Origin of the sequence: uncultured Escherichia sp., from assembly GCF_948475835.1 — a bacterium.
Lineage (GTDB): Bacteria > Pseudomonadota > Gammaproteobacteria > Enterobacterales > Enterobacteriaceae > ECMA0423.
On record NZ_CAOLGM010000091.1, the window covers coordinates 1 to 19,427 of the forward strand.

At 49.2% G+C, this 19,427-nt stretch carries 17 protein-coding genes; 2 read left to right on the forward strand and 15 right to left on the reverse strand.

The window, feature by feature from the left end; genetic code table 11:
• Positions 1–71: 71 nt before the first annotated feature.
• The 3 genes from hemP to ppsR all read right to left on the reverse strand — a co-directional run bounded on the left by hemP (position 72) and on the right by ppsR (position 2,431).
• Positions 72–263, reverse strand: a complete 192-nt coding sequence (gene hemP, locus QZF50_RS16600; RefSeq protein ID WP_001270809.1) for a hemin uptake protein HemP — start codon at positions 261–263, stop codon at positions 72–74.
• A gap of 131 nt (positions 264–394) precedes the next feature.
• A complete protein-coding gene (gene aroH / locus QZF50_RS16605; RefSeq protein ID WP_001082226.1) occupies positions 395–1,441 on the reverse strand; it encodes a 3-deoxy-7-phosphoheptulonate synthase AroH in 1,047 nt (348 codons plus the stop codon).
• A gap of 156 nt (positions 1,442–1,597) precedes the next feature.
• Positions 1,598–2,431 carry a posphoenolpyruvate synthetase regulatory kinase/phosphorylase PpsR gene (gene ppsR / locus QZF50_RS16610; protein ID WP_000368046.1) on the reverse strand — a complete coding sequence of 278 codons (834 nt, stop codon included), beginning with the start codon at positions 2,429–2,431 and terminating at the stop codon, positions 1,598–1,600.
• A 332-nt stretch (positions 2,432–2,763) separates the two neighbouring features.
• On the opposite strand from ppsR, the gene ppsA reads away from it, so the two are divergent.
• Entirely contained in the window at positions 2,764–5,142 is a 2,379-nt protein-coding gene (gene ppsA / locus QZF50_RS16615; RefSeq protein WP_000069375.1) for a phosphoenolpyruvate synthase, read from the forward strand.
• A gap of 56 nt (positions 5,143–5,198) precedes the next feature.
• Here ppsA and fadK read toward each other — a convergent pair whose 3' ends face one another.
• The 5 genes from fadK to QZF50_RS16640 are packed head-to-tail and all read right to left on the reverse strand — an operon-like array spanning position 5,199 to position 10,259.
• Positions 5,199–6,845, reverse strand: a complete 1,647-nt coding sequence (fadK, locus tag QZF50_RS16620; RefSeq protein ID WP_001356268.1) for a medium-chain fatty-acid--CoA ligase — start codon at positions 6,843–6,845, stop codon at positions 5,199–5,201.
• A gap of 56 nt (positions 6,846–6,901) precedes the next feature.
• Positions 6,902–7,195, reverse strand: coding sequence for a ferredoxin family protein (locus QZF50_RS16625; RefSeq protein WP_000081071.1), 294 nt, complete (start codon positions 7,193–7,195; stop codon positions 6,902–6,904).
• A complete protein-coding gene (locus QZF50_RS16630) occupies positions 7,192–8,481 on the reverse strand; it encodes an FAD-dependent oxidoreductase (protein WP_001287819.1) in 1,290 nt (429 codons plus the stop codon). The genes QZF50_RS16625 and QZF50_RS16630 overlap by 4 nt, the downstream gene beginning before the upstream one ends.
• A 55-nt stretch (positions 8,482–8,536) precedes the next feature.
• On the reverse strand, positions 8,537–9,475 hold the full coding sequence (locus tag QZF50_RS16635; RefSeq protein ID WP_000080700.1) for an electron transfer flavoprotein subunit alpha: 939 nt from the start codon (positions 9,473–9,475) through the stop codon (positions 8,537–8,539).
• A gap of 19 nt (positions 9,476–9,494) precedes the next feature.
• A complete protein-coding gene (locus QZF50_RS16640) occupies positions 9,495–10,259 on the reverse strand; it encodes an electron transfer flavoprotein (protein ID WP_001748458.1) in 765 nt (254 codons plus the stop codon).
• Positions 10,260–10,574: 315 nt separating this feature from the next.
• Between QZF50_RS16640 and QZF50_RS16645 the strand changes: the two genes are divergently transcribed.
• A complete protein-coding gene (locus tag QZF50_RS16645; protein WP_000284799.1) occupies positions 10,575–11,486 on the forward strand; it encodes an AraC family transcriptional regulator in 912 nt (303 codons plus the stop codon).
• A gap of 42 nt (positions 11,487–11,528) precedes the next feature.
• On the opposite strand, the gene QZF50_RS16650 is transcribed toward QZF50_RS16645, so the two are convergent.
• The 7 genes from QZF50_RS16650 to QZF50_RS16680 form a co-directional block, all read right to left on the reverse strand.
• Positions 11,529–12,680, reverse strand: a complete 1,152-nt coding sequence (locus QZF50_RS16650) for an acyl-CoA dehydrogenase (RefSeq protein ID WP_000347850.1) — start codon at positions 12,678–12,680, stop codon at positions 11,529–11,531.
• 13 nt (positions 12,681–12,693) lie between these two features.
• On the reverse strand, positions 12,694–14,289 hold the full coding sequence (locus tag QZF50_RS16655; protein ID WP_000805691.1) for an acyl CoA:acetate/3-ketoacid CoA transferase: 1,596 nt from the start codon (positions 14,287–14,289) through the stop codon (positions 12,694–12,696).
• Between the two features lie 143 nt (positions 14,290–14,432).
• Positions 14,433–15,191, reverse strand: a complete 759-nt coding sequence (aroD, locus tag QZF50_RS16660; RefSeq protein ID WP_000860182.1) for a type I 3-dehydroquinate dehydratase — start codon at positions 15,189–15,191, stop codon at positions 14,433–14,435.
• Positions 15,192–15,221: 30 nt separating this feature from the next.
• Entirely contained in the window at positions 15,222–16,088 is an 867-nt protein-coding gene (gene ydiB, locus QZF50_RS16665; RefSeq protein WP_000383460.1) for a quinate/shikimate dehydrogenase, read from the reverse strand.
• Positions 16,089–16,099: 11 nt separating this feature from the next.
• The gene (locus tag QZF50_RS16670) at positions 16,100–17,365 is read right to left on the reverse strand and encodes an MFS transporter (protein WP_001297389.1); all 1,266 of its coding nucleotides are present in this window, start codon (positions 17,363–17,365) and stop codon (positions 16,100–16,102) included.
• A gap of 226 nt (positions 17,366–17,591) precedes the next feature.
• On the reverse strand, positions 17,592–18,806 hold the full coding sequence (locus QZF50_RS16675; protein ID WP_000795607.1) for an MFS transporter: 1,215 nt from the start codon (positions 18,804–18,806) through the stop codon (positions 17,592–17,594).
• Positions 18,807–18,905: 99 nt separating this feature from the next.
• Positions 18,906–19,262: a YdiL family protein gene (locus tag QZF50_RS16680; RefSeq protein ID WP_001310864.1), complete on the reverse strand. Its 357-nt coding sequence runs from the start codon at positions 19,260–19,262 to the stop codon at positions 18,906–18,908.
• Between the last annotated feature and the right edge of the window lie 165 nt (positions 19,263–19,427).

Below are 19,427 nucleotides of genomic sequence, written 5' to 3' on the forward strand. Positions count from 1 at the left end.
GAGCTGATGACTATGTCAGTCGTCCACCTGACTGGGGTAAACGGCTGGAAGTCAGCTGCTCGAGTTAAAGGCTACTTGGTCAACAGCAGCTTGCCAGCCTGAGTTTTACGGAGCAGATATTCTTGCCCGTCATGATCGATAATCAGTTTGCCATCCGGACCTAACAGTGTCTGGCTGGAAATTCGCCGGATGGGCTGCGGGGAAGCGGTCTTGTGATTGGCATCCGTTTCAGGCGTGAGTTTTCTGCTATCCGTATAACGCATAAAAATTAATAATAATTGATATAACAATGATTCTTATTATCAATATTATGGCTGACCAGAGCAAGCAGTAATGTGCTGAGAAGACAACAAGTTGCGCAGAAATGCCCATCCCATCAGGAATGGGCACGCATTCAGAAGCGGGTATCTACCGCAGAGGCAAGTTTTTCGACCAGGCGTTCGGTATCTTCCCAGCCCAGACACGGGTCGGTAATGGATTGACCGTAAGTGAGCGGCTGACCGCCGACGATTTTTTGCGTTCCTTCGCGCAGGAAACTTTCCGCCATAATTCCAGCAATCGCCGTAGAGCCATTGCGGATTTGCTGACAAATATCCTCACAAACTTCTAACTGGCGACGGTGCTGCTTCTGGCAGTTACCGTGGCTGAAATCCACCACCAGATGTTCAGGTAAATCAAACTCGTGCAGCGTATCGCAGGCTGCGGCGATATCATCGGCATGATAATTCGGTTTTTTGCCGCCACGCATAATAATGTGGCCATACGGGTTGCCGCTGGTCTGATAGATGGTCATCTGACCATTTTTGTCTGGCGAGAGAAACATATGGCTGGCGCGGGCTGCGCGGATAGCATCCACGGCAATCCGCGTGTTGCCATCGGTACCATTTTTAAAACCTACCGGACAGGAGAGTGCCGAAGCCATTTCACGGTGGATCTGACTTTCGGTAGTACGTGCGCCAATCGCGCCCCAACTGATTAAATCAGCAATAAACTGACCGGTCACCATATCGAGGAACTCAGTCGCGGTAGGGACACCCAGCTCATTTACCTGTAAAAGTAATTTGCGCGCCAGCTCCAGACCGTGATTTACCCGATAGCTGCCGTTTAAATCCGGATCGGAGATTAGCCCTTTCCAGCCGACAACAGTTCGTGGTTTTTCAAAATAGGTGCGCATTACGATTTCCAGCCGTGACTGGTACTGGTTGCGCAGCGACTGCAGACGGGTGGCGTACTCCATTGCAGCGGTGAGATCGTGGATCGAGCAGGGGCCAATAATGACCAACAGTCGCTTATCTTCACCATTCAGTATTTTTTCAATTCTGCGGCGGGAGTCGGTGACATGGGTGGCGACGCCAGGCGTTACGGGATACCGTAGCGCGAGTTCGGCGGGCGTTACCAGGCTCTCAATACGCGCAGTACGGAGTTCGTCAGTTCTGTTCATTACAAGTCTCAGAAATTTGTTGCTTCTACGGCAGGACTACCGGGAAGTGATGCGCATCACGATAAACCAATCGCAGCTGATTTCAAGTGCGAGGTGTGTCACACCTCGCCGGGTGGTTAGCATGATAACAAAAAAATAAGCTAATGCACTAGTTCTCTAGTACATTCGGCGGCTAAGCCCCATGATATCGAGGATCTTGGTGGCAATCTCTTCTACCGAATAATTGGTACTGTTAATCCACGGGATCTGATTTTTACGGTACAACGCTTCTACTTCCGCGACTTCCATCCTGCACTGACGAAGCGAGGCATAGCGGCTGTTCTCCCGACGTTCCTCGCGAATCGCCGCCAGACGTTCCGGGTCGATAGTCAGGCCGAACAATTTATGCTGAAGCGGTTTGAGCGACGCGGGTAGCACCAGATTGTCCATATCGTCGGCAATAAAGGGGTAGTTTGCCGCGCGGATACCAAACTGCATTGCCAGATACAGACTGGTGGGGGTTTTACCACAGCGAGAAACACCGAGCAGGATCACCTGAGCCTGGTCCAGATTGCGCAACGAAATGCCGTCATCGTGGGCGAGGGTGTAATCAATCGCCGCAATGCGCGCATCATATTTATTGAGATTATTAGGGTTAAGGCCATGGGTACGATGAGCAATCGGCGTTGGATCCAGTTTCATCTCTTGTTGTAGCGGGGCAACCAGCGCCTGAACAATATCCTGGCAAAAGCCTTCACTTTGCAAGATGATGGCGCGAATCTCCGGCAACACGATGGAGTAGAAGACCAGCGGGCGCACACCTGTCTGGTGATAAATTGCGTCAATCTGATCCTTCACTGCCCGTGCACGGCTCTCATTTTCGACAAACGGCAGCGTAATGCTGCTGATAGTGACGGGAAATTGTGACATTACTGCGTGTCCTAATACCTCCGCAGTTATTGCCGTACCATCAGAAATATAAAAAACGTGGCGATCAACAGCATTATCCATTTTGTTCTTCCCGTGATGCAGACATAATTCTATGAAAGCATAAATTAAAAACGCACAGAAGCGTAGGACGTAATGTCTGGTTTATAAAATGAACCTTCAATTTTATTTTTTATGAAAACAGCATTTCATTTTTATGGTTTCGTTTATACCGATGGTTTATGTGGAAATTGTCGAATAGAGCAGGTTTGCGCAACGCTGGGATCAGTCTTAAAAAGTAAAAAAATATATTTGCTTGAACGATTCACCGTTTTTTTCATCCGGTTAAATATGCAAAGATAAATGCGCAGAAATGTGTTTCTCAAACCGTTCATTTATCACAAAAGGATTGTTCGATGTCCAACAATGGCTCGTCACCGCTGGTGCTTTGGTATAACCAACTCGGCATGAATGATGTAGACAGGGTTGGGGGCAAAAATGCCTCCCTGGGTGAAATGATTACTAACCTTTCCGGAATGGGTGTTTCCGTTCCGAATGGTTTCGCCACAACCGCCGACGCGTTTAACCAGTTTCTGGACCAAAGCGGCGTAAACCAGCGCATTTATGAACTGCTGGATAAAACGGATATTGACGATGTTACCCAGCTTGCGAAAGCGGGCGCGCAAATCCGCCAGTGGATTATCGACACTCCCTTCCAGCCTGAGCTGGAAAATGCCATCCGCGAAGCTTATGCACAGCTTTCCGCCGATGACGAAAACGCCTCTTTTGCGGTGCGCTCCTCCGCTACTGCAGAAGATATGCCGGACGCTTCCTTTGCCGGTCAGCAGGAAACCTTCCTCAACGTTCAGGGTTTTGACGCCGTTCTCGTGGCAGTGAAACATGTATTTGCTTCTCTGTTTAACGATCGCGCCATCTCTTATCGTGTGCACCAGGGTTACGATCACCGTGGTGTGGCGCTCTCCGCCGGTGTTCAACGGATGGTGCGCTCTGACCTCGCATCTTCTGGCGTGATGTTCTCCATTGATACCGAATCCGGCTTTGACCAGGTGGTGTTTATCACTTCCGCATGGGGCCTTGGTGAAATGGTCGTGCAGGGCGCGGTTAACCCGGATGAGTTTTACGTCCATAAACCGACACTTGCAGCGAATCGCCCGGCTATCGTGCGTCGCACCATGGGGTCGAAAAAAATCCGCATGGTTTACGCGCCGACCCAGGAGCACGGCAAGCAGGTTAAAATCGAAGACGTACCGCAGGAACAGCGTGACATCTTCTCGCTGACCAACGAAGAAGTGCAGGAACTGGCAAAACAGGCCGTACAAATTGAGAAACACTACGGTCGCCCGATGGATATTGAGTGGGCGAAAGATGGCCACACCGGCAAACTGTTCATTGTGCAGGCGCGTCCGGAAACCGTGCGCTCACGCGGTCAGGTCATGGAGCGTTATACGCTGCATTCACAGGGTAAGATTATCGCCGAAGGCCGTGCTATCGGTCATCGCATCGGCGCGGGTCCGGTGAAAGTCATCCATGACATCAGCGAAATGAACCGCATCGAACCTGGCGACGTGCTGGTCACTGACATGACCGACCCGGACTGGGAACCGATCATGAAGAAAGCATCTGCCATCGTCACCAACCGTGGCGGTCGTACCTGTCACGCGGCGATCATCGCTCGTGAACTGGGCATTCCGGCGGTAGTGGGCTGTGGTGATGCAACAGAACGGATGAAAGACGGTGAGAACGTCACTGTTTCTTGTGCCGAAGGTGATACCGGTTACGTCTATGCGGAGTTGCTGGAATTTAGCGTGAAAAGCTCCAGCGTAGAAACGATGCCGGATCTGCCGTTGAAAGTGATGATGAACGTCGGTAACCCGGACCGTGCTTTCGACTTCGCCTGCCTGCCGAACGAAGGCGTGGGCCTTGCGCGTCTGGAATTTATCATCAACCGTATGATTGGCGTCCACCCACGCGCACTGCTTGAGTTTGACGATCAGGAACCGCAGTTGCAAAACGAAATCCGCGAGATGATGAAAGGTTTTGATTCTCCGCGTGAATTTTACGTTGGTCGTCTGACTGAAGGGATCGCGACGCTGGGTGCCGCGTTTTATCCGAAGCGCGTCATTGTCCGTCTCTCTGATTTTAAATCGAACGAATATGCCAACCTGGTCGGTGGTGAGCGTTACGAGCCAGATGAAGAGAACCCGATGCTCGGCTTCCGTGGCGCGGGCCGCTATGTTTCCGACAGCTTCCGCGACTGTTTCGCGCTGGAGTGTGAAGCAGTGAAACGTGTGCGCAACGACATGGGGCTGACCAACGTTGAGATCATGATCCCGTTCGTGCGTACCGTAGATCAGGCGAAAGCGGTGGTTGAAGAACTGGCGCGTCAGGGGCTGAAACGTGGCGAGAACGGGCTGAAAATCATCATGATGTGTGAAATCCCGTCCAACGCCTTGCTGGCAGAGCAGTTCCTCGAATATTTCGACGGCTTCTCAATTGGCTCAAACGATATGACGCAGCTGGCGCTCGGTCTGGACCGCGACTCCGGCGTGGTGTCTGAACTGTTCGATGAGCGCAACGATGCGGTGAAAGCACTGCTGTCGATGGCGATTCGTGCCGCGAAGAAACAGGGCAAATATGTCGGGATTTGCGGTCAGGGTCCGTCCGACCACGAAGATTTTGCCGCATGGTTGATGGAAGAGGGGATCGATAGCCTGTCTCTGAATCCGGACACCGTGGTGCAAACCTGGTTAAGCCTGGCTGAACTGAAGAAATAAAATAAATACCCGGCGGCGTTTTGTCGCCGGGTTTATGTGATCCCCGAAGATGAAACTTATTCAATCTCTTCACAGACATCCTGCGTTAATCGCCGCATAATATCTTTTCTTAACAAAAACTTTTGTATTTTACCTGAGGCAGTGCGCGGTAGTTTTTCGATTACCACGATATGTTCAGGATATTTATATTTTGCGACCCGTTTACGGCTAAAAAAAGCCACCACCTCTTCCAGCGATAATGAATGATGCGGCGCTTTCAGCACGACATAAGCGCATGATCGTTCACCTAAACGTTCATCGGGCATTGCAACCACACAGGCATCGTGAATTTTAGGATGCTGCAATAAAATATCTTCCACTTCACGGCTGCTAATATTTTCGCCGCCGCGGACAATAATATCTTTTTTGCGTCCGGTAATTTTTATATAGCCAGCCTCATCCATACGGCAGAGATCGCCGCTGTAATACCAGCCTTCTTCGTCCAGCGCACGGGCGGTTAATTCAGGTTCATCAAAATACCCCATAAACACATTGGGGCCACGCGAGGCTTCTTCACCTTCGCAACCTGGCGGTAAGGTCTTGCGTGCGTCATCGACCACTTTAATCTCTACACCTGCGGCAGCGTAACCATCGGTGTGCATAAAGCGCGACAAAGGATCATCGAGATTCACCACCGCATGCGGCGAACTTTCTGTGGAACCATAAACACTTAATAATTTAATGCCGCGCTGCTGGCATTCACGTGCCACTTTTTTGGGGATTGTGGTACCGCCGCAAAGAAAGAAACGCAGCGCTGAAAGGTCCGCGGGTTGTTTCTCTAGTACATTCAAAAGATCATAGACAAACGGCGTTGCGCCTAGCATACAGGTGCAACGCTGCTGCTCAAGCAGCGCGAGACACGCATCAGGAGTGAAAATATCTAACAACACGCTGCGAGCGCCAATTAAGAATGGTGCCGTTACGCCATGCAGAAAGCCCGTTGCGTGACCAAGTGGCGCAGGCATCATAAAGACATCCTGCCAGGTCAGATTCAGTCGCGCGCAATAAGCCCGCTCGCTGGCGAGAATATTGTTATGCGTTAGCATCACGCCCTTTGGCAGACCCTCGGTTCCGGAGGTAAACAGCACCGCAGCTAATTCATCGCCGTGGGTCGTTATCGCCGTGGTCAGTGAGGTATTGTCGGCGATAATCTGACTTAATGAGAGGGAAGAGGTGGCGGGAGCCAGTTTGTCCACACCGACAATTTGTTGTAGTTGTGGAAGCTGATTTTGCAGCGGCAGGATTAAATCTACCGGACGCGTTTGTTTAAACAACGTCGGTGCAAAGAACATTTTTGCCTGACACTTATTGAGCACCCACACCAGTTCTGCTTCCCGCCAGGAAGGCAACAGCGGCACGGAAACCGCACCGGTTTTCAGGCAGGCAAGATAGATAACGGTAAATTCACACCAGCCTGGCAGTTGAAATGCGATGCGATCGCCTGATTCAATACCCTTCGCTAACATCCAGTTTGCCAGACAGCTCGCGGCGTGATCGAGCGCGCTATAGGTGTACGATGCTCCATGATTATCGACCACGGCAATTTTGTCTGGCATCGCACGAGCGGTCTGCTGCCAGTAATCGGCCAGCGAAGCATCGCCCCATAGCCCTTGCTGACGATACGCCGCACGACGTTGTTCGTTGAACGTTAATGTCACTTTCATGTTGGACTCTCGAAACAGAACATCAGGCCCGAGATGCGGGCCTGTGGGATGCATGATTAGCCGTAGCGAAAATCAATACCGAAGGTGCCTGCGGGATATTGCCACTGTTCGAGAATAGTGTTACCGCACAGCACCCGACAGGTGCCGCACTCCAGACAACCGGCAGAATCAAAATGAATGTTGCCGGCGTCATCCTGCTTATAAAGTCCGGCAGGGCAGGCTTTCATTAATTTACGGAATTCATTGATATCGGGATTTGCCGCCAGAATGATATGCGGGTGGCCCTCATCAACATGGAATTTATTGACGCCTAATTTGATGTCGACGTTAACCGTAGCGTTCTGGCTCATAGCGCGGTTGCTCCCTTAATGCCATCTTTCAGCAAGTTGATCAGCCCAATTTTCTTCGCGTGTCCCATGATCATTTTGCGTACCGGCTGGTTTGGTTTGCCGTCAATGGTGAACATCTCGTTCATGATGTCGGCGACCATTCGTGGGTATTGGCTAAACAGGCGCGGGTTTTCCATCAGCGCCGGGATCTTGCGGAAATGCTGCATATCGCGCATGACGCAGCTTTGTTCCAGCTCACGTTTGTATTGCGCCAGACTGCTGGCGGAGAAATCCTCGCGTTCTTTGGCGGCGATCACCGTTGTGGCGGCAGCCTGAGCCGATGCAATGGCTAAATCCATGCCACGAACTGTAAAACCCAAATTCAGGCAGAAGCCTGCGGCGTCACCAACGATCATCACGCCATCGTTAACCATCTGCGGCACCATTGCCAGACCGCCTTCTGGCACCATATGCGCGGAATATTCAAGCAGTTTGCCGCCGCTAATTAGTGGGCGAATGGCGGGGTGTTGTTTAAAATCTTCCAGCATTTGCGGCACGCTTTTTTGCGTATGGGCGATATCACCCAATCCACAAACCAGCCCCAAGGATATGGAATCCTTGTTGGTATAGAGAAATCCCCCGCCCATCAGGCCGTCAGAAGGGGAACCGGCAAACAGCCAGGCGGCACCTTCCTCGCCCGTAATATTAAAGCGATCGTTGATCTGTTCTGGTGTGAGGCCAATAACCTCTTTAACACCAACAGCGTAATGATGCGGATCGGAAGCGGGAACCATTCCCAGCGAGCGGCCAAGCATCGAGTTAACGCCATCAGCCAGAATCACCACATTCGCTTCGAGAATATCATCCCCAGCCTGCACGCCAGTGACCTTGTTTCCTTCACGAACCAGCGCATCGACGCGAACGCCTGGGATAAACTGCGCGCCCGCCTGCTCGGCTTGTTCCATCAACCACGGGTCCAGACGATTACGCAATACGGTATAAGATGCGTGTTGCGGAACATCTGGTTGCTCGCGGTGAAAATCGAGGGTAACGGCGCTTTCTTCGGTTAAGAAGGAGATTTTCTCGCGTGTGACCTTGCGTTCTACCGGCGCTGATACTGCAAAGCCTGGAATGATTGCTTCAAGTGTGTGGGCATAAAGACGCCCGCCGGTCATGTTTTTACATCCGGCACTGTCGCCGCGTTCTATCACCAGGACATCCAGCCCGGCTCGCGCCATGACCAGTGCGGCAACGCTACCAGCAACGCCCGCACCGACCACAATGGCATCAAATTTGTCTTCCGACATGCGTTATGCTCCCTTCCCGCTGCGTTTACAGCGGGAGATGTGGTTGAAAGGGGAATTAGCGGCTCAACTGGCTAATCAGGGCAGGGACGACTTTGTAGATATCGCCCACCAGACCGTAGTCGGCATAATTGAAGATTGGCGCATTTTTATCTTTATTGATGGCGACAATCACTTTTGCGCCGTTGCCGCCAACCATATGCTGGATCTGCCCGGAGATCCCCAGCGTCAGGTAGAGATCGGATTTCAGCAACACGCCGGAGACACCGATATAACGTTCACGCTCCATCCAGTTCTCGCCTTCGGCAATTGGACGTGAACAGCCGACTTCAGCATTCAGCACCGCCGCCAGTTCGTGGACCATTTTCAGGTCATCCTGCGCCGCCAGACCACGACCGACGCCAACCACACGTTTTGCTTTGCTCAGGTCCACGCTGCTTGCGGCTTTCGCACGGCGTTCGCGACAGAGAATTTCATGACGCGGAGCAACATAAGGTACCGTTTCTGTCGGGCACTGATGAGAGGTATCACTGGTGCACGGTTCCTGAACACCGGGTGCAAGGGTAATGATCGCCAGCGGGCTGTTGATCTTTTCCTGAGCGAACGCTAACCCGCCATACATCCGGTGTTCGGCGCAAATGTGACCATCGACAATATCCACCGCCGTGGCATCGTTCACCAGCGCCGCATTCAGTTGCACACTTAACCGTGCTGCCAGAGCTTTACCACGTTTCGTCGCGGCCAACAGCAACATAGCGGGGTGTTTATCTTTCAGCAGGGCAGCAATGCTTTCGGCGTAATTTTCAGTGCGTTGCAGCGCGTCGTTTTGCTCAAGAACATAAATACATTTTGGACCATAAGGCATAACTGCCTGCGCCTGGTCGGTATTTTGTACAATGGCATACACCTGTTGGCCCCATTGCTGAGCGCCGCCAAACAGTTCAGCATAACGTTCAGGATTATCGCTAAAGACCCAGACGCTGTTTAATTGACTCATCGTTTCTTCTCCGTAGGCTTCAGTTCAGGGCTTTCTTCAGATGTTCCGCCAGCTCGGCAATGGCCTCCGGCGAATCGTTATCGATAATGATGTGCTTACGTTCTGTTTGCGGCGGTACGCGAATGCCGACCAGTTCAGCAAGTGGCGCGCTCTGGCTCCAGTCAATATCACTTGCCTGCCACTGATTTACCGGTTTTTTACCCGCGCCGAGAATGGCTTTCATCGAAGGAATGCGTGGCACGTTAATATCGGAGGTGACGCAGAGCACGGCTGGAACAGAGAGTTCAATAACTTCAACATCATCTTCAAGCGTGCGTTCAATCACCAGTGTATTGCCCTGACGCTGAATAGCACTCACTGCATTAATCACCGGAGGTTGCAGAATTTCTCCGACCAGCAAGCCAACCTGCTGGGCATAAAGGTCGCCGGAACCTTCACCAAAGATCAGTAAATCGAAGCCGATCTTTTCAATTGCTGCCGCCAGCGCTTTTGCGGTATCGAGAGGCAGTGCATGTTCAAGTTGCGCATCCTGCACCAAATACAGGCTGTGCGGCCCGCGGGATAGCACGTCTTTGCGCACTTTCGAGTTCTGCAACAATGAGCCGCCAACGGTCAGCGCGGCTATCTCATCGTCATCTGTTGCGAGCTGGCTTGCAGCTTCAATGGCATTGAGATCGAACTGGCTGATTTTGGCGTCGGCATTGTCGAAATTCAGGGTGTATTCTGGAGTGACAACAATGTCCCGTTCTTCAGGCACCAGCTTAAAGCAGGTTATTATTTTCATGATTTCTCCTGTGAGTCGCATACGGAACCATCTCCGATGGAAGGTAAAAATGGCCTGAAAATAGTGTGCGATAGCGGTGCGGGGTTTTCGACGGAGCAAGCTGTTTTCCTTGCCAACAATCTTGCAAAAAAAATGCGATCGCTAAAACAAAAGTGCAATTTGCGGCAATATAGTTATTCCATGACCGTACAATCTTGCATTCAGTGTAAATAATCTTGTTTAGCTCTCGCTAAACGCGGTTGTATAACCGCAATACACGCCGTATTTTATCCGGCATATATTGTTTTTGCTTGCTCATGGAATAGGGAGGTTGTCATGTATCAACGCTGTTTTGATAACGCCAGTGAAACGCTGTTTGTCGCCGGTAAAACGCCACGGCTTTCACGTTTTGCATTTAGCGATGATCCAAAATGGGAGTCCGGACATCACGTTCATGACAATGAAACCGAGTTGATTTACGTCAAGAAAGGGGTTGCAAGGTTTACCATCGATTCTTCGTTATATGTCGCACATGCGGATGACATTGTGGTGATAGAACGCGGCAGGCTACATGCGGTGGCCTCTGACGTTAACGATCCGGCAACGACGTGTACCTGTGCGCTGTACGGCTTTCAGTTTCAGGGGGCTGAGGAAAATCAGCTACTGCAACCGCATTCTTGTCCGGTAATTGCCGCGGGGCAGGGAAAAGAAGTCATAAAAACCTTATTTAATGAGCTAAGTGTGATTTTGCCGCAAAGTAAAAATAGCCAAACATCTTCGTTATGGGATGCATTTGCCTATACGTTAGCCATTCTTTACTACGAAAATTTTAAAAATGCTTATCGTTCGGAGCAGGGGTATATTAAAAAAGATGTTCTGATAAAAGATATTCTTTTCTATCTGAATAATAATTATCGCGAAAAAATCACTTTAGAACAGTTATCGAAAAAATTTCGTGCCAGCGTCAGTTATATTTGCCATGAATTTACCAAAGAGTATCGTATTTCCCCTATTAACTATGTTATTCAACGGCGTATGACGGAAGCAAAATGGTCACTCACTAATACTGAATTATCACAGGCAGAGATCTCCTGGCGTGTGGGTTATGAAAATGTCGATCACTTTGCCAAACTGTTTTTGCGCCATGTCGGTTGTTCGCCCAGCGATTACCGTAGACAATTTAAAAACTGTTTTGCGGAACAAGAAATCCTATCTGAATTTCCTCAACCGGTAAGTCTTGTTGGATAAATCTGGCGGCGCAGTTTGTTAAGAAGCTGCGCCGCCTGCAGATTATTTGTTCTGATAGTCTTTCAGGATCTGCCGACCTGCTACGTAAATCATAATTTCGTCTGTACCGCCGCCGATACGTTCACAACGGACATCACGCCAGAAGCGGGAGACGCGCGCTTCATCGGTATAGCCCAGACCGCCCATGATTTGAATCGCATCATCAATGACTTCCATTGCGGTACGTGCGCAATACAGTTTTGCCAGCGCCGCGCTGGTGCGCAGTGACTGATGCTGATCGGCTTGCCATGCCACTTTCAGCACCATGTTGCGCATGTTGTCGATCTTAATCGCCATCAGCGCCAGTTTTTCCTGGATCATCTGGTTATGACCAATGGGCTTACCAAAAGCGATACGTTGGTTGGCATAGCGGGCGGCATCTTCAAAGGCGCATTCGGCAAAGCCGGTGCTGCGCGCGGCGTTGATCAGGCGCTCCATCTCAAAGTTGTACATCACATTGAGGAAACCCATTCCTTCTTCGCCCACCATGTCGCTCTCTTCAACTTCCACATTGTCGAGATAGACTTCGCAGGTGCTGAGCATATGCCAGCCGATTTTATGCAGCGGGTTAATCTTAATGCCGGGCTTACTGGAGTCGACCCACCACAGGGTGAAGGCTTTTTTGGGATCTTTCGGTTGCGGATCGCGCGCCAGCACCAGCATATACGGGTACTCTTTCGCACCGGTAATAAAGGTTTTTTGTCCGTTGATGTAGACCTTGCCGTTTTTACGCGTGTAAGTGGTAGTGGCACTGTTGTTATCTGAGCCAGCACCTGGTTCCGTCAACGCCAGGGCATAGGCGGGATCACCCGTTTCCAGGGTGCTCTCTGCCGTTTTACGTAGCTGCTCTGCAGAACCGAAACGGCGCATACTGTGAATACATTGACCGTTGGTAATTAAAAATGCCGGAGCACCGCATTTTGACACTTCCATCAGCGCCAGCATTTGGGTGACGTAATCCGCAGGGATACCACCAAATTCTTCCGGCACGCCAAGCATGGAAATACCGTTATCCGCCAGCGCCCGCATAAACTCACGCGGATATGTCCCGTTTTGATCGCAGGTGCGGAAATACTCTTCCGGAAAGTTAGTCGTAATCAGTTCGCGAATACTGGCCAGCAGCAGTTCTTGTTCTTCAGTTAAAGAAAAATCCATCATAATACTCCTGTTAATGAGCCGCTTCAGGCAGGACAAAACCCATCGCCGCATCGATAAATAATCTTTCGTCCATCAGTTTGAGTTCTGGCGAAATCACTGGGGTGAAGTCCATTTTGTCGAGAATATCTTTTTGTAAATCGACGCCAGGGGCGATTTCGATTAAATGCAGGCCGTCTTCTTTCAGCGTGAATACAGCACGTTCGGTGATGTAACGAACATCCAGTCCCCGTTCGAGCGCGATTTTTCCGCTAAAAGTAATTTCCGGTAGTTCCCGAATAAATTTATTTACCCGTCCTTCCTGGACGATATGCAATTTGCCATCGGCAATTTCTGTTTTTAAACTGCCCGCAGTTAACGTGCCGCAGAAAATAATTTTCTTCGAGGTGGCACTGATATCAATAAATCCACCGGTACCCATGATTTTGCCATTGAATTTATGCACGCCGACGTTACCGTGCTGGTCGACTTCAGCAAAACTCAAATAACAAACATCCAGACCACCACCGTGATAAAAATCAAACTGGGACGTCATATCCAGAATGGCGCGGGTATTCACGTTCGCGCCAAAGGCGATACCCTGTGAAGTAATTCCGCCAATCGGACCTGTTTCTACCGTCAGAATAAAGTCATCAGCACAACCTTCTTCCCGGGCGACCAGGCCAATACCGTCAGCAATACCGACGCCGACATTCCCCACCGCGCCTTTACGCATTTCGAATAATGCACGCCGCGCAACTAATTTACGTTGGTTTAGGGGCAGGCTAAGTTTGGTGCTGTCATCAAGGGTGAAGTCACCAGAAATAAAACGGTTAACCGGCGCACCGCCATACAGTTGGCTTTGATCCGGATCGACCACCACAATATCCACCAGATAACCCGGAATACGGACAGATTTAGGATGCAGCGTGGCTTTCTTAACCATTTTCTGCACCTGCATCATCACAATACCGCCGTTATTGTGCACCGCCTGGGCAATAACCAATGCGTCGAGATACATCACCTCATCTTCAAAAGTGGCGTAGCCTTCACTGTCGCAGGTGGTAGCGCGAATGAAGGCGATATCTGGCGCAATCGCTTTGTAATAGAGATATTCTTTGTTATCAAACTCGACCAGTTTAATCAGGTCTTCTTTCGTGACTTCATTCAGTTTGCCGCCTTGCTGGCGTGGATCGACAAATGTCCCGATGCCAATATCACTAATAATACCAGGCTGGTGGGCTGCGGCGGCGCGTAAGGTTTGTGTAAGTACACCTTGTGGATAGTTATAAGCAATAATTTTATTTTGTTCTGCGAGTTCAGAAATACGCGGCGATTGTCCCCAGTGACCACATAATGCCCATTTCACCAGACCTTCTTGCGCCAGAGGACTAATACCACGGTCGGCGCGATCGCCAAGCCCTGTCGGACTAATAATCGATAAATTACGTGGCGTTTGAGTCTGTTTATATTTATCAGCAAGAGCTGTAATTAACGTGGTGGCTTCCAGAATACCGCCGCCAGCGCCTAACACACAAAGTGTTGCTTCGTCGGGAATATAATTAACCGCTTCCTGTGCCGACAGGACCGGCACTCGTCCATTAATACGAGGTGGTTTTACAGGTTTCATTGTTAATTCCTGATTCAGATGTGATTTTCCCTACGCCAGATGGAGAATTAGCGCACAGAGACTCACGAAATATTTTTATTAAATACGGTTAAATATATTTTTTAAGTTCGGCGGGGAGGGTGTTCCCGCCGAAATATTATTGCTTATGCCTGGTGTAAAATAGTTAATACCGTGCGTAAATCATTTACCGAGATTTGCCCTGGTGCAGAGGCTTTTTTTACCGCACCAAAAGTTGCCGCCGAGCCAAATACTTCACCAGCCAGACGAGAAATTACGCCAGTTTTTGCCATCGACATCGTGATGATTGGACGATCGGCATACTGCTCCTGCATCTCCAGGGTCGCGGTAAGCAACGTCAGCACATCGCTGGTACTTTGCGGCATCAGCGCAATCTTAGGAATATCGGCGTCGAAGGACTGCATTTTGCGCAGACGGGCAATGATTTCTTCGGCTTCCGGCGTTTTATGGAAGTCATGGTTGGACATGACAACTTTCACATCATGCGCGTGGGCGTAGGCGACGGTTTCTTTAACCTGATCATCGCCGGTAAATAACTCCAGATCGATCATATCAACCAGGCCGCTGTCGATGGCTGCACGATTGAGAGCGATATAAGCCTCGGTGGAAATCGCCTGCTCGCCGCCTTCTTTGGCACTGCGGAAGGTAAACAGCAGCGGTTTTTCTGGCATGGTTTCACGGAGAATTTTTGCCGCCGCCATGACAGACTCCACATTGGAGAGGTCGGCAAAGTGGTCCACACGCCATTCCAGAATATCAAAGTCCGCTTCACGATAGGCGAGAGCTTCGGATTTCACGCGGGCGATATCTTTCGCCATCAGCGAGACGATGATTTTAGGTGCGCCCGTACCAATGACGAGATCTTTTACAGTTACGGTTTTCATTTTTTACCCTTTCTGCACGCGGTCAGCCTGTCAGGCACCGAACCCCATGACCTGTTTAACATATTCCAGAGGGAAATCTTTGCCAGTCCATAACGTGAACTGTTCAGCCCCTTGCCACAACAACATGCCGTATCCATCAATCGTTTTGCAACCAGCTTGTTGCGCCTGCTGCAATAACTTCGTCATATGCGGGTTATACACGCATTCAGTGACCAGCAGTCCCGGATGTAACAGACTGATATCATTAACTAATGATTCATTCTCAAGGGGTTTCATACCCACTTTTGTGCCATTGGTTAAAATGTCGGCGGAAGCCAGGGCTTCAGCAAAGGCTTGCTGATCGGCGAGATCGGTAACCGTGACGACACAATCGGTGTTTTCGTTAACCCGCTGCGCGAAGGCGAGGGCTTTATCGAAGAACTCATCCCGACGGTTAAAGAGTTTAATTTCTTTTAAACCTTCAATTGCCCCCTGCGCGCCAATCGCCGTTGAGGCACCTCCGGCCCCTAACAGCACCATTGTTTTGCCTTTGATATCAAAACCGCTCTCTTTAATGGCGCGAATATGGCCCGTGCCGTCGGTGTTATAGCCGCGCAGGTAGCCATCATCATTAACGATGGTGTTGATGGCACCCACCAGTTTGGCTGCTGGCGTTAATTCATCAACATATTCACACGCCAGTTGTTTGTTCGGCATTGATATACCAGTTCCGCGCATTTTGAGGGCTTTTAATCCTTCAATTGCTCCGGGAAAACTATCGTTATCCACTTCAAAGGCCATATAGGTAAATGGCAATCCCGCTTTTTCTAAGGCTTTATTCTGCATTTCAGGCGATAAACTGTGGCGGATAGGATAGGCCATCAGCCCAATCAATTCGTATTTTGCGGTAACATCCATAATTAACTCCTTTAACCTCTATGCTTAATTGTGTTTAACCGGGTGCTAAATTTACGCTCGCCAAACCGCACATCATTCTCAGGAATAATAAAAACGCGGTAATAGCGGATAAAAACAATAATTGCGGTAATCAGGGCCAGCAGCGCGAAAGTAAAATCGAGAACAATGATATATTGAAGGCCGATGTTCGACAGATAACCGGTAATCAGCGGAATAACAAAGTTAGCCAGTCCACCCATCATCATATAAATACTGGTGACTTTGGCTTTGCTTTTTGGGAAAAACTCTGACATGACCGAAACACCGAGCTGTAAAATGCCGCCAGCTGCTGAGAAACCGATAACAAAGGCGCCGGCATTACACACCAGTGGAGAAGGGTACAGGTAGATAATGGCTGCTGTTATTGTTGCCAGTGCAGAGTTAAATACATTAGCCCAGATGGGCCGGACCATTTTTTTCAGTAGTGCGGCAAAAATAAAGACACAGACCAACGAGCCCATACTGTAATAAGAGATGGTTTTTAATGCCTCAGCTTCTGACATACCAGCAAAAGCCATCGCATATTTGGGCATCCACACCACAATCACATAAAAGGTCGAGAATGCGGCTACACCGAACAGTACCGATGAAACACCTTCCAGCCAGACTAACGGTTTGCTGTTCATTTGCGGTAATTCATTAGCTACGCTGGCGTCCACCAACTGGCTGGGGAATTTGCTTTTCAACAGCATCAGCGTGATCAGTACAAACAGAATACCCGGAATAATCAGCCCATAGCCGTACCAGATATTATTGAGCAACATATAGCTCACCAGCATTGGGTAGAACATTTGCCCAAATGACACCATCGCTTTAACCAGTATGACCGCCGAACCAGAGGCTTTCGGAAAGCATTCCATGAGCGCGGGGTAGCCACCCGTATCCAGCGCTGAGTTAGCGATACCTACGCACACTGCCAGACCGTAGGCGAGAGTTAAATTCGGGCAAGCGGGAATACCAAAGAAGAATAGCAGATACATTATTACTGCCATTAATATCACCGCCCGACGACCAAACTTATCGGAGATCACACCGAAGAATAAAATACTGATCAATCGCCCCAAACCGATACCGGAAATTAAGTAGGCAATGCCCGCGTTGTCAGTGGAAAACTTTTCTGCCAGAGATGACATATTTTGGGCAAGCGTAATAACACTAATGCCGTGCAGGAAATAGCTGAAGTAAATACAAAGAACAGCCAGGATAAATGGCGTGCTGAAAGCCTTATTTTGAGACATTTTCACAGCTCCTTGCTGAAAGATAATTTCGTTACCGTACGTATTGTTCTCCGACGGTTTACATAATTACTATACTGAAGATGATTTTCCCTGGGTACATGGCATAAAGTTTATGTTTCCAGGAATATTGCATGTCATAGTTTGTTTTTGATCGCGATTTTCCTTAGTTAGCGCAGAAAGAGTTATTTATCCGTAAGATCTTGCATGACCTGAAAAGAATATTGCATTACCCACCCGGAGCGACATTTTCCTTTAGCGAGTGATGCCGCGTTTTTTTGCGGCTGCGTAAGCCGATAAACAGTGCCAGTAAAAAGCCGATGGCAGCGATGGCGGTATCGAACCACATAATATCGGCAATACTTCTTTGGGACAGATGAGCCGTAATCAACGGAATAGTAAAGGTCGCAATACTGCCCGCACTGTAATAGATCCCTGTAGCTTTACCTTTAGCGTAGGGGAAACGTTCAGCCATTAACGTCAGGCCAATTTGCACAACACCTCCAGCAGAGGTAAAACCAATGACAAAAGCAAATATTATCACCACATAAAATGTGGGATGCAGGCAGACGGTAAACAGAGCAATAAATGAGATAAAGGTGTACAGCATCAGTAATGTTGTTGGGCGAACGGTATTTCGAATGAGTGGAGCGGTAATAAATACACAAAGCAGCGAACCCACGGTGTAGATACTGAGTAGTTTGATCGACATAGTGTATGACATGCCTGCAACAAATTGTCCGTACTGTGACAGCCACTGGCTAACCAGATAAAACGTTGCCATTGAGATATAGCCATATAAGGTATAACTGGCTAAATCGATAATTGAACAGCGATGTTCCGTAGAGCGGGTGGTTTTCTTTATGACAGGTAAGCGACGACCCGGATGGGGTGGGAACGTACAACGGTATAAAAACAGAGCGTTAATAAGCATAATGCCTGCAGCAATCATAAAGGACCAACCGAACCACAGTTCAGCCCACACTAACAGGCTAATGATTAGCGGTAATAAAAATTGTCCGCTGGAAACAAATGCTTTAATTAAAATATTGGCTGTCCCAGGTGAGCGTGGAAAAGCTTCCATCAAACTGGGATAAGTGCCTGCATCGAGAAAACTGTTTGCCATTCCCGCCAGAAAGCCAAAAACATAAGCGATAATGATGTTATTGGTCTGCAGGATGCCAAAAAAGAAGGCCATATAGCAACACATCCCGAGCATGATAAAAGGGCGGCGACCAAAGCGATCGGATAATAATCCTGCAAAAAGCAAGACACTTAATCGACCAATGCCCAGCGATGAGATAACTATCGAGACACCCGCGGCATTAGTCTGCCAAAGTGTCTCCAGCGAGGCCATATTCAGGCTCATCAAAATGACGCCCATACCATGCACCAGGTAATTAAAATACAACCCAAGTGCGGTAGGGTAATAGGGATTTTTCATAGGTTCTACTTAGCAAAGGTGCTTTAAAAAGTGTAGCGATGTTGTGTCAGTATCCATTCATTATTGTTGTAACAACGACAATTCCTTTCTGTGGAAAAATTAGCAAAGCCGCTCCAGATCGTGTGCATATAATTCAGCGGCTACCGATTGATAGATCTTCCAGTCAATAAAATTGCCATCAGGGTAGACTCGTTGAAATGCGGTTAAGTCGGGGAAAAAACGCATGGTGTTGTTGCCGATGCGGTTATTTATTTTCTCTATGATGGCATGAAGATGTTTTTTTCTTTGCTGACGCATAGCCAACAGTTGCTCGACTACACGATCAGGAATGGCACACTTGCCATTTTCCCATTGACGCCAGCTTTCACTGTCACCGGTCTGGGCAATCCAGGTCGCGCATTCATCAATAGTCATGGCAAAAATATGGCGGAGTGCCTGGAGTTCATAAGCGTTCATCGTGTAATGGCTGCATGAAATAAACAATAAAATATAAATAACATTATCAGCCTGCTGACGGCTTGAAGAGAGTCACAGTATCTTGTGCAACATTATTGGAAAGAGTGAGGGGCGAGGTAGCGAAGCGGAAAAATGTTAAAAAAAAGCCCATCGTGGGAGATGGGC

What these genes read in the sequence shown, in the direction of transcription:
- hemP (WP_001270809.1), bottom strand. Translation starts at nt 263, where the DNA reads ATGCGTTATACGGATAGCAGAAAACTCACGCCTGAAACGGATGCCAAT.
- aroH (WP_001082226.1), bottom strand. Translation starts at nt 1,441, where the DNA reads ATGAACAGAACTGACGAACTCCGTACTGCGCGTATTGAGAGCCTGGTA.
- ppsR (WP_000368046.1), bottom strand. Translation starts at nt 2,431, where the DNA reads ATGGATAATGCTGTTGATCGCCACGTTTTTTATATTTCTGATGGTACG.
- ppsA (WP_000069375.1), top strand. Translation starts at nt 2,764, where the DNA reads ATGTCCAACAATGGCTCGTCACCGCTGGTGCTTTGGTATAACCAACTC.
- fadK (WP_001356268.1), bottom strand. Translation starts at nt 6,845, where the DNA reads ATGAAAGTGACATTAACGTTCAACGAACAACGTCGTGCGGCGTATCGT.
- QZF50_RS16625 (WP_000081071.1), bottom strand. Translation starts at nt 7,195, where the DNA reads ATGAGCCAGAACGCTACGGTTAACGTCGACATCAAATTAGGCGTCAAT.
- QZF50_RS16630 (WP_001287819.1), bottom strand. Translation starts at nt 8,481, where the DNA reads ATGTCGGAAGACAAATTTGATGCCATTGTGGTCGGTGCGGGCGTTGCT.
- QZF50_RS16635 (WP_000080700.1), bottom strand. Translation starts at nt 9,475, where the DNA reads ATGAGTCAATTAAACAGCGTCTGGGTCTTTAGCGATAATCCTGAACGT.
- QZF50_RS16640 (WP_001748458.1), bottom strand. Translation starts at nt 10,259, where the DNA reads ATGAAAATAATAACCTGCTTTAAGCTGGTGCCTGAAGAACGGGACATT.
- QZF50_RS16645 (WP_000284799.1), top strand. Translation starts at nt 10,575, where the DNA reads ATGTATCAACGCTGTTTTGATAACGCCAGTGAAACGCTGTTTGTCGCC.
- QZF50_RS16650 (WP_000347850.1), bottom strand. Translation starts at nt 12,680, where the DNA reads ATGGATTTTTCTTTAACTGAAGAACAAGAACTGCTGCTGGCCAGTATT.
- QZF50_RS16655 (WP_000805691.1), bottom strand. Translation starts at nt 14,289, where the DNA reads ATGAAACCTGTAAAACCACCTCGTATTAATGGACGAGTGCCGGTCCTG.
- aroD (WP_000860182.1), bottom strand. Translation starts at nt 15,191, where the DNA reads ATGAAAACCGTAACTGTAAAAGATCTCGTCATTGGTACGGGCGCACCT.
- ydiB (WP_000383460.1), bottom strand. Translation starts at nt 16,088, where the DNA reads ATGGATGTTACCGCAAAATACGAATTGATTGGGCTGATGGCCTATCCT.
- QZF50_RS16670 (WP_001297389.1), bottom strand. Translation starts at nt 17,365, where the DNA reads ATGTCTCAAAATAAGGCTTTCAGCACGCCATTTATCCTGGCTGTTCTT.
- QZF50_RS16675 (WP_000795607.1), bottom strand. Translation starts at nt 18,806, where the DNA reads ATGAAAAATCCCTATTACCCTACCGCACTTGGGTTGTATTTTAATTAC.
- QZF50_RS16680 (WP_001310864.1), bottom strand. Translation starts at nt 19,262, where the DNA reads ATGAACGCTTATGAACTCCAGGCACTCCGCCATATTTTTGCCATGACT.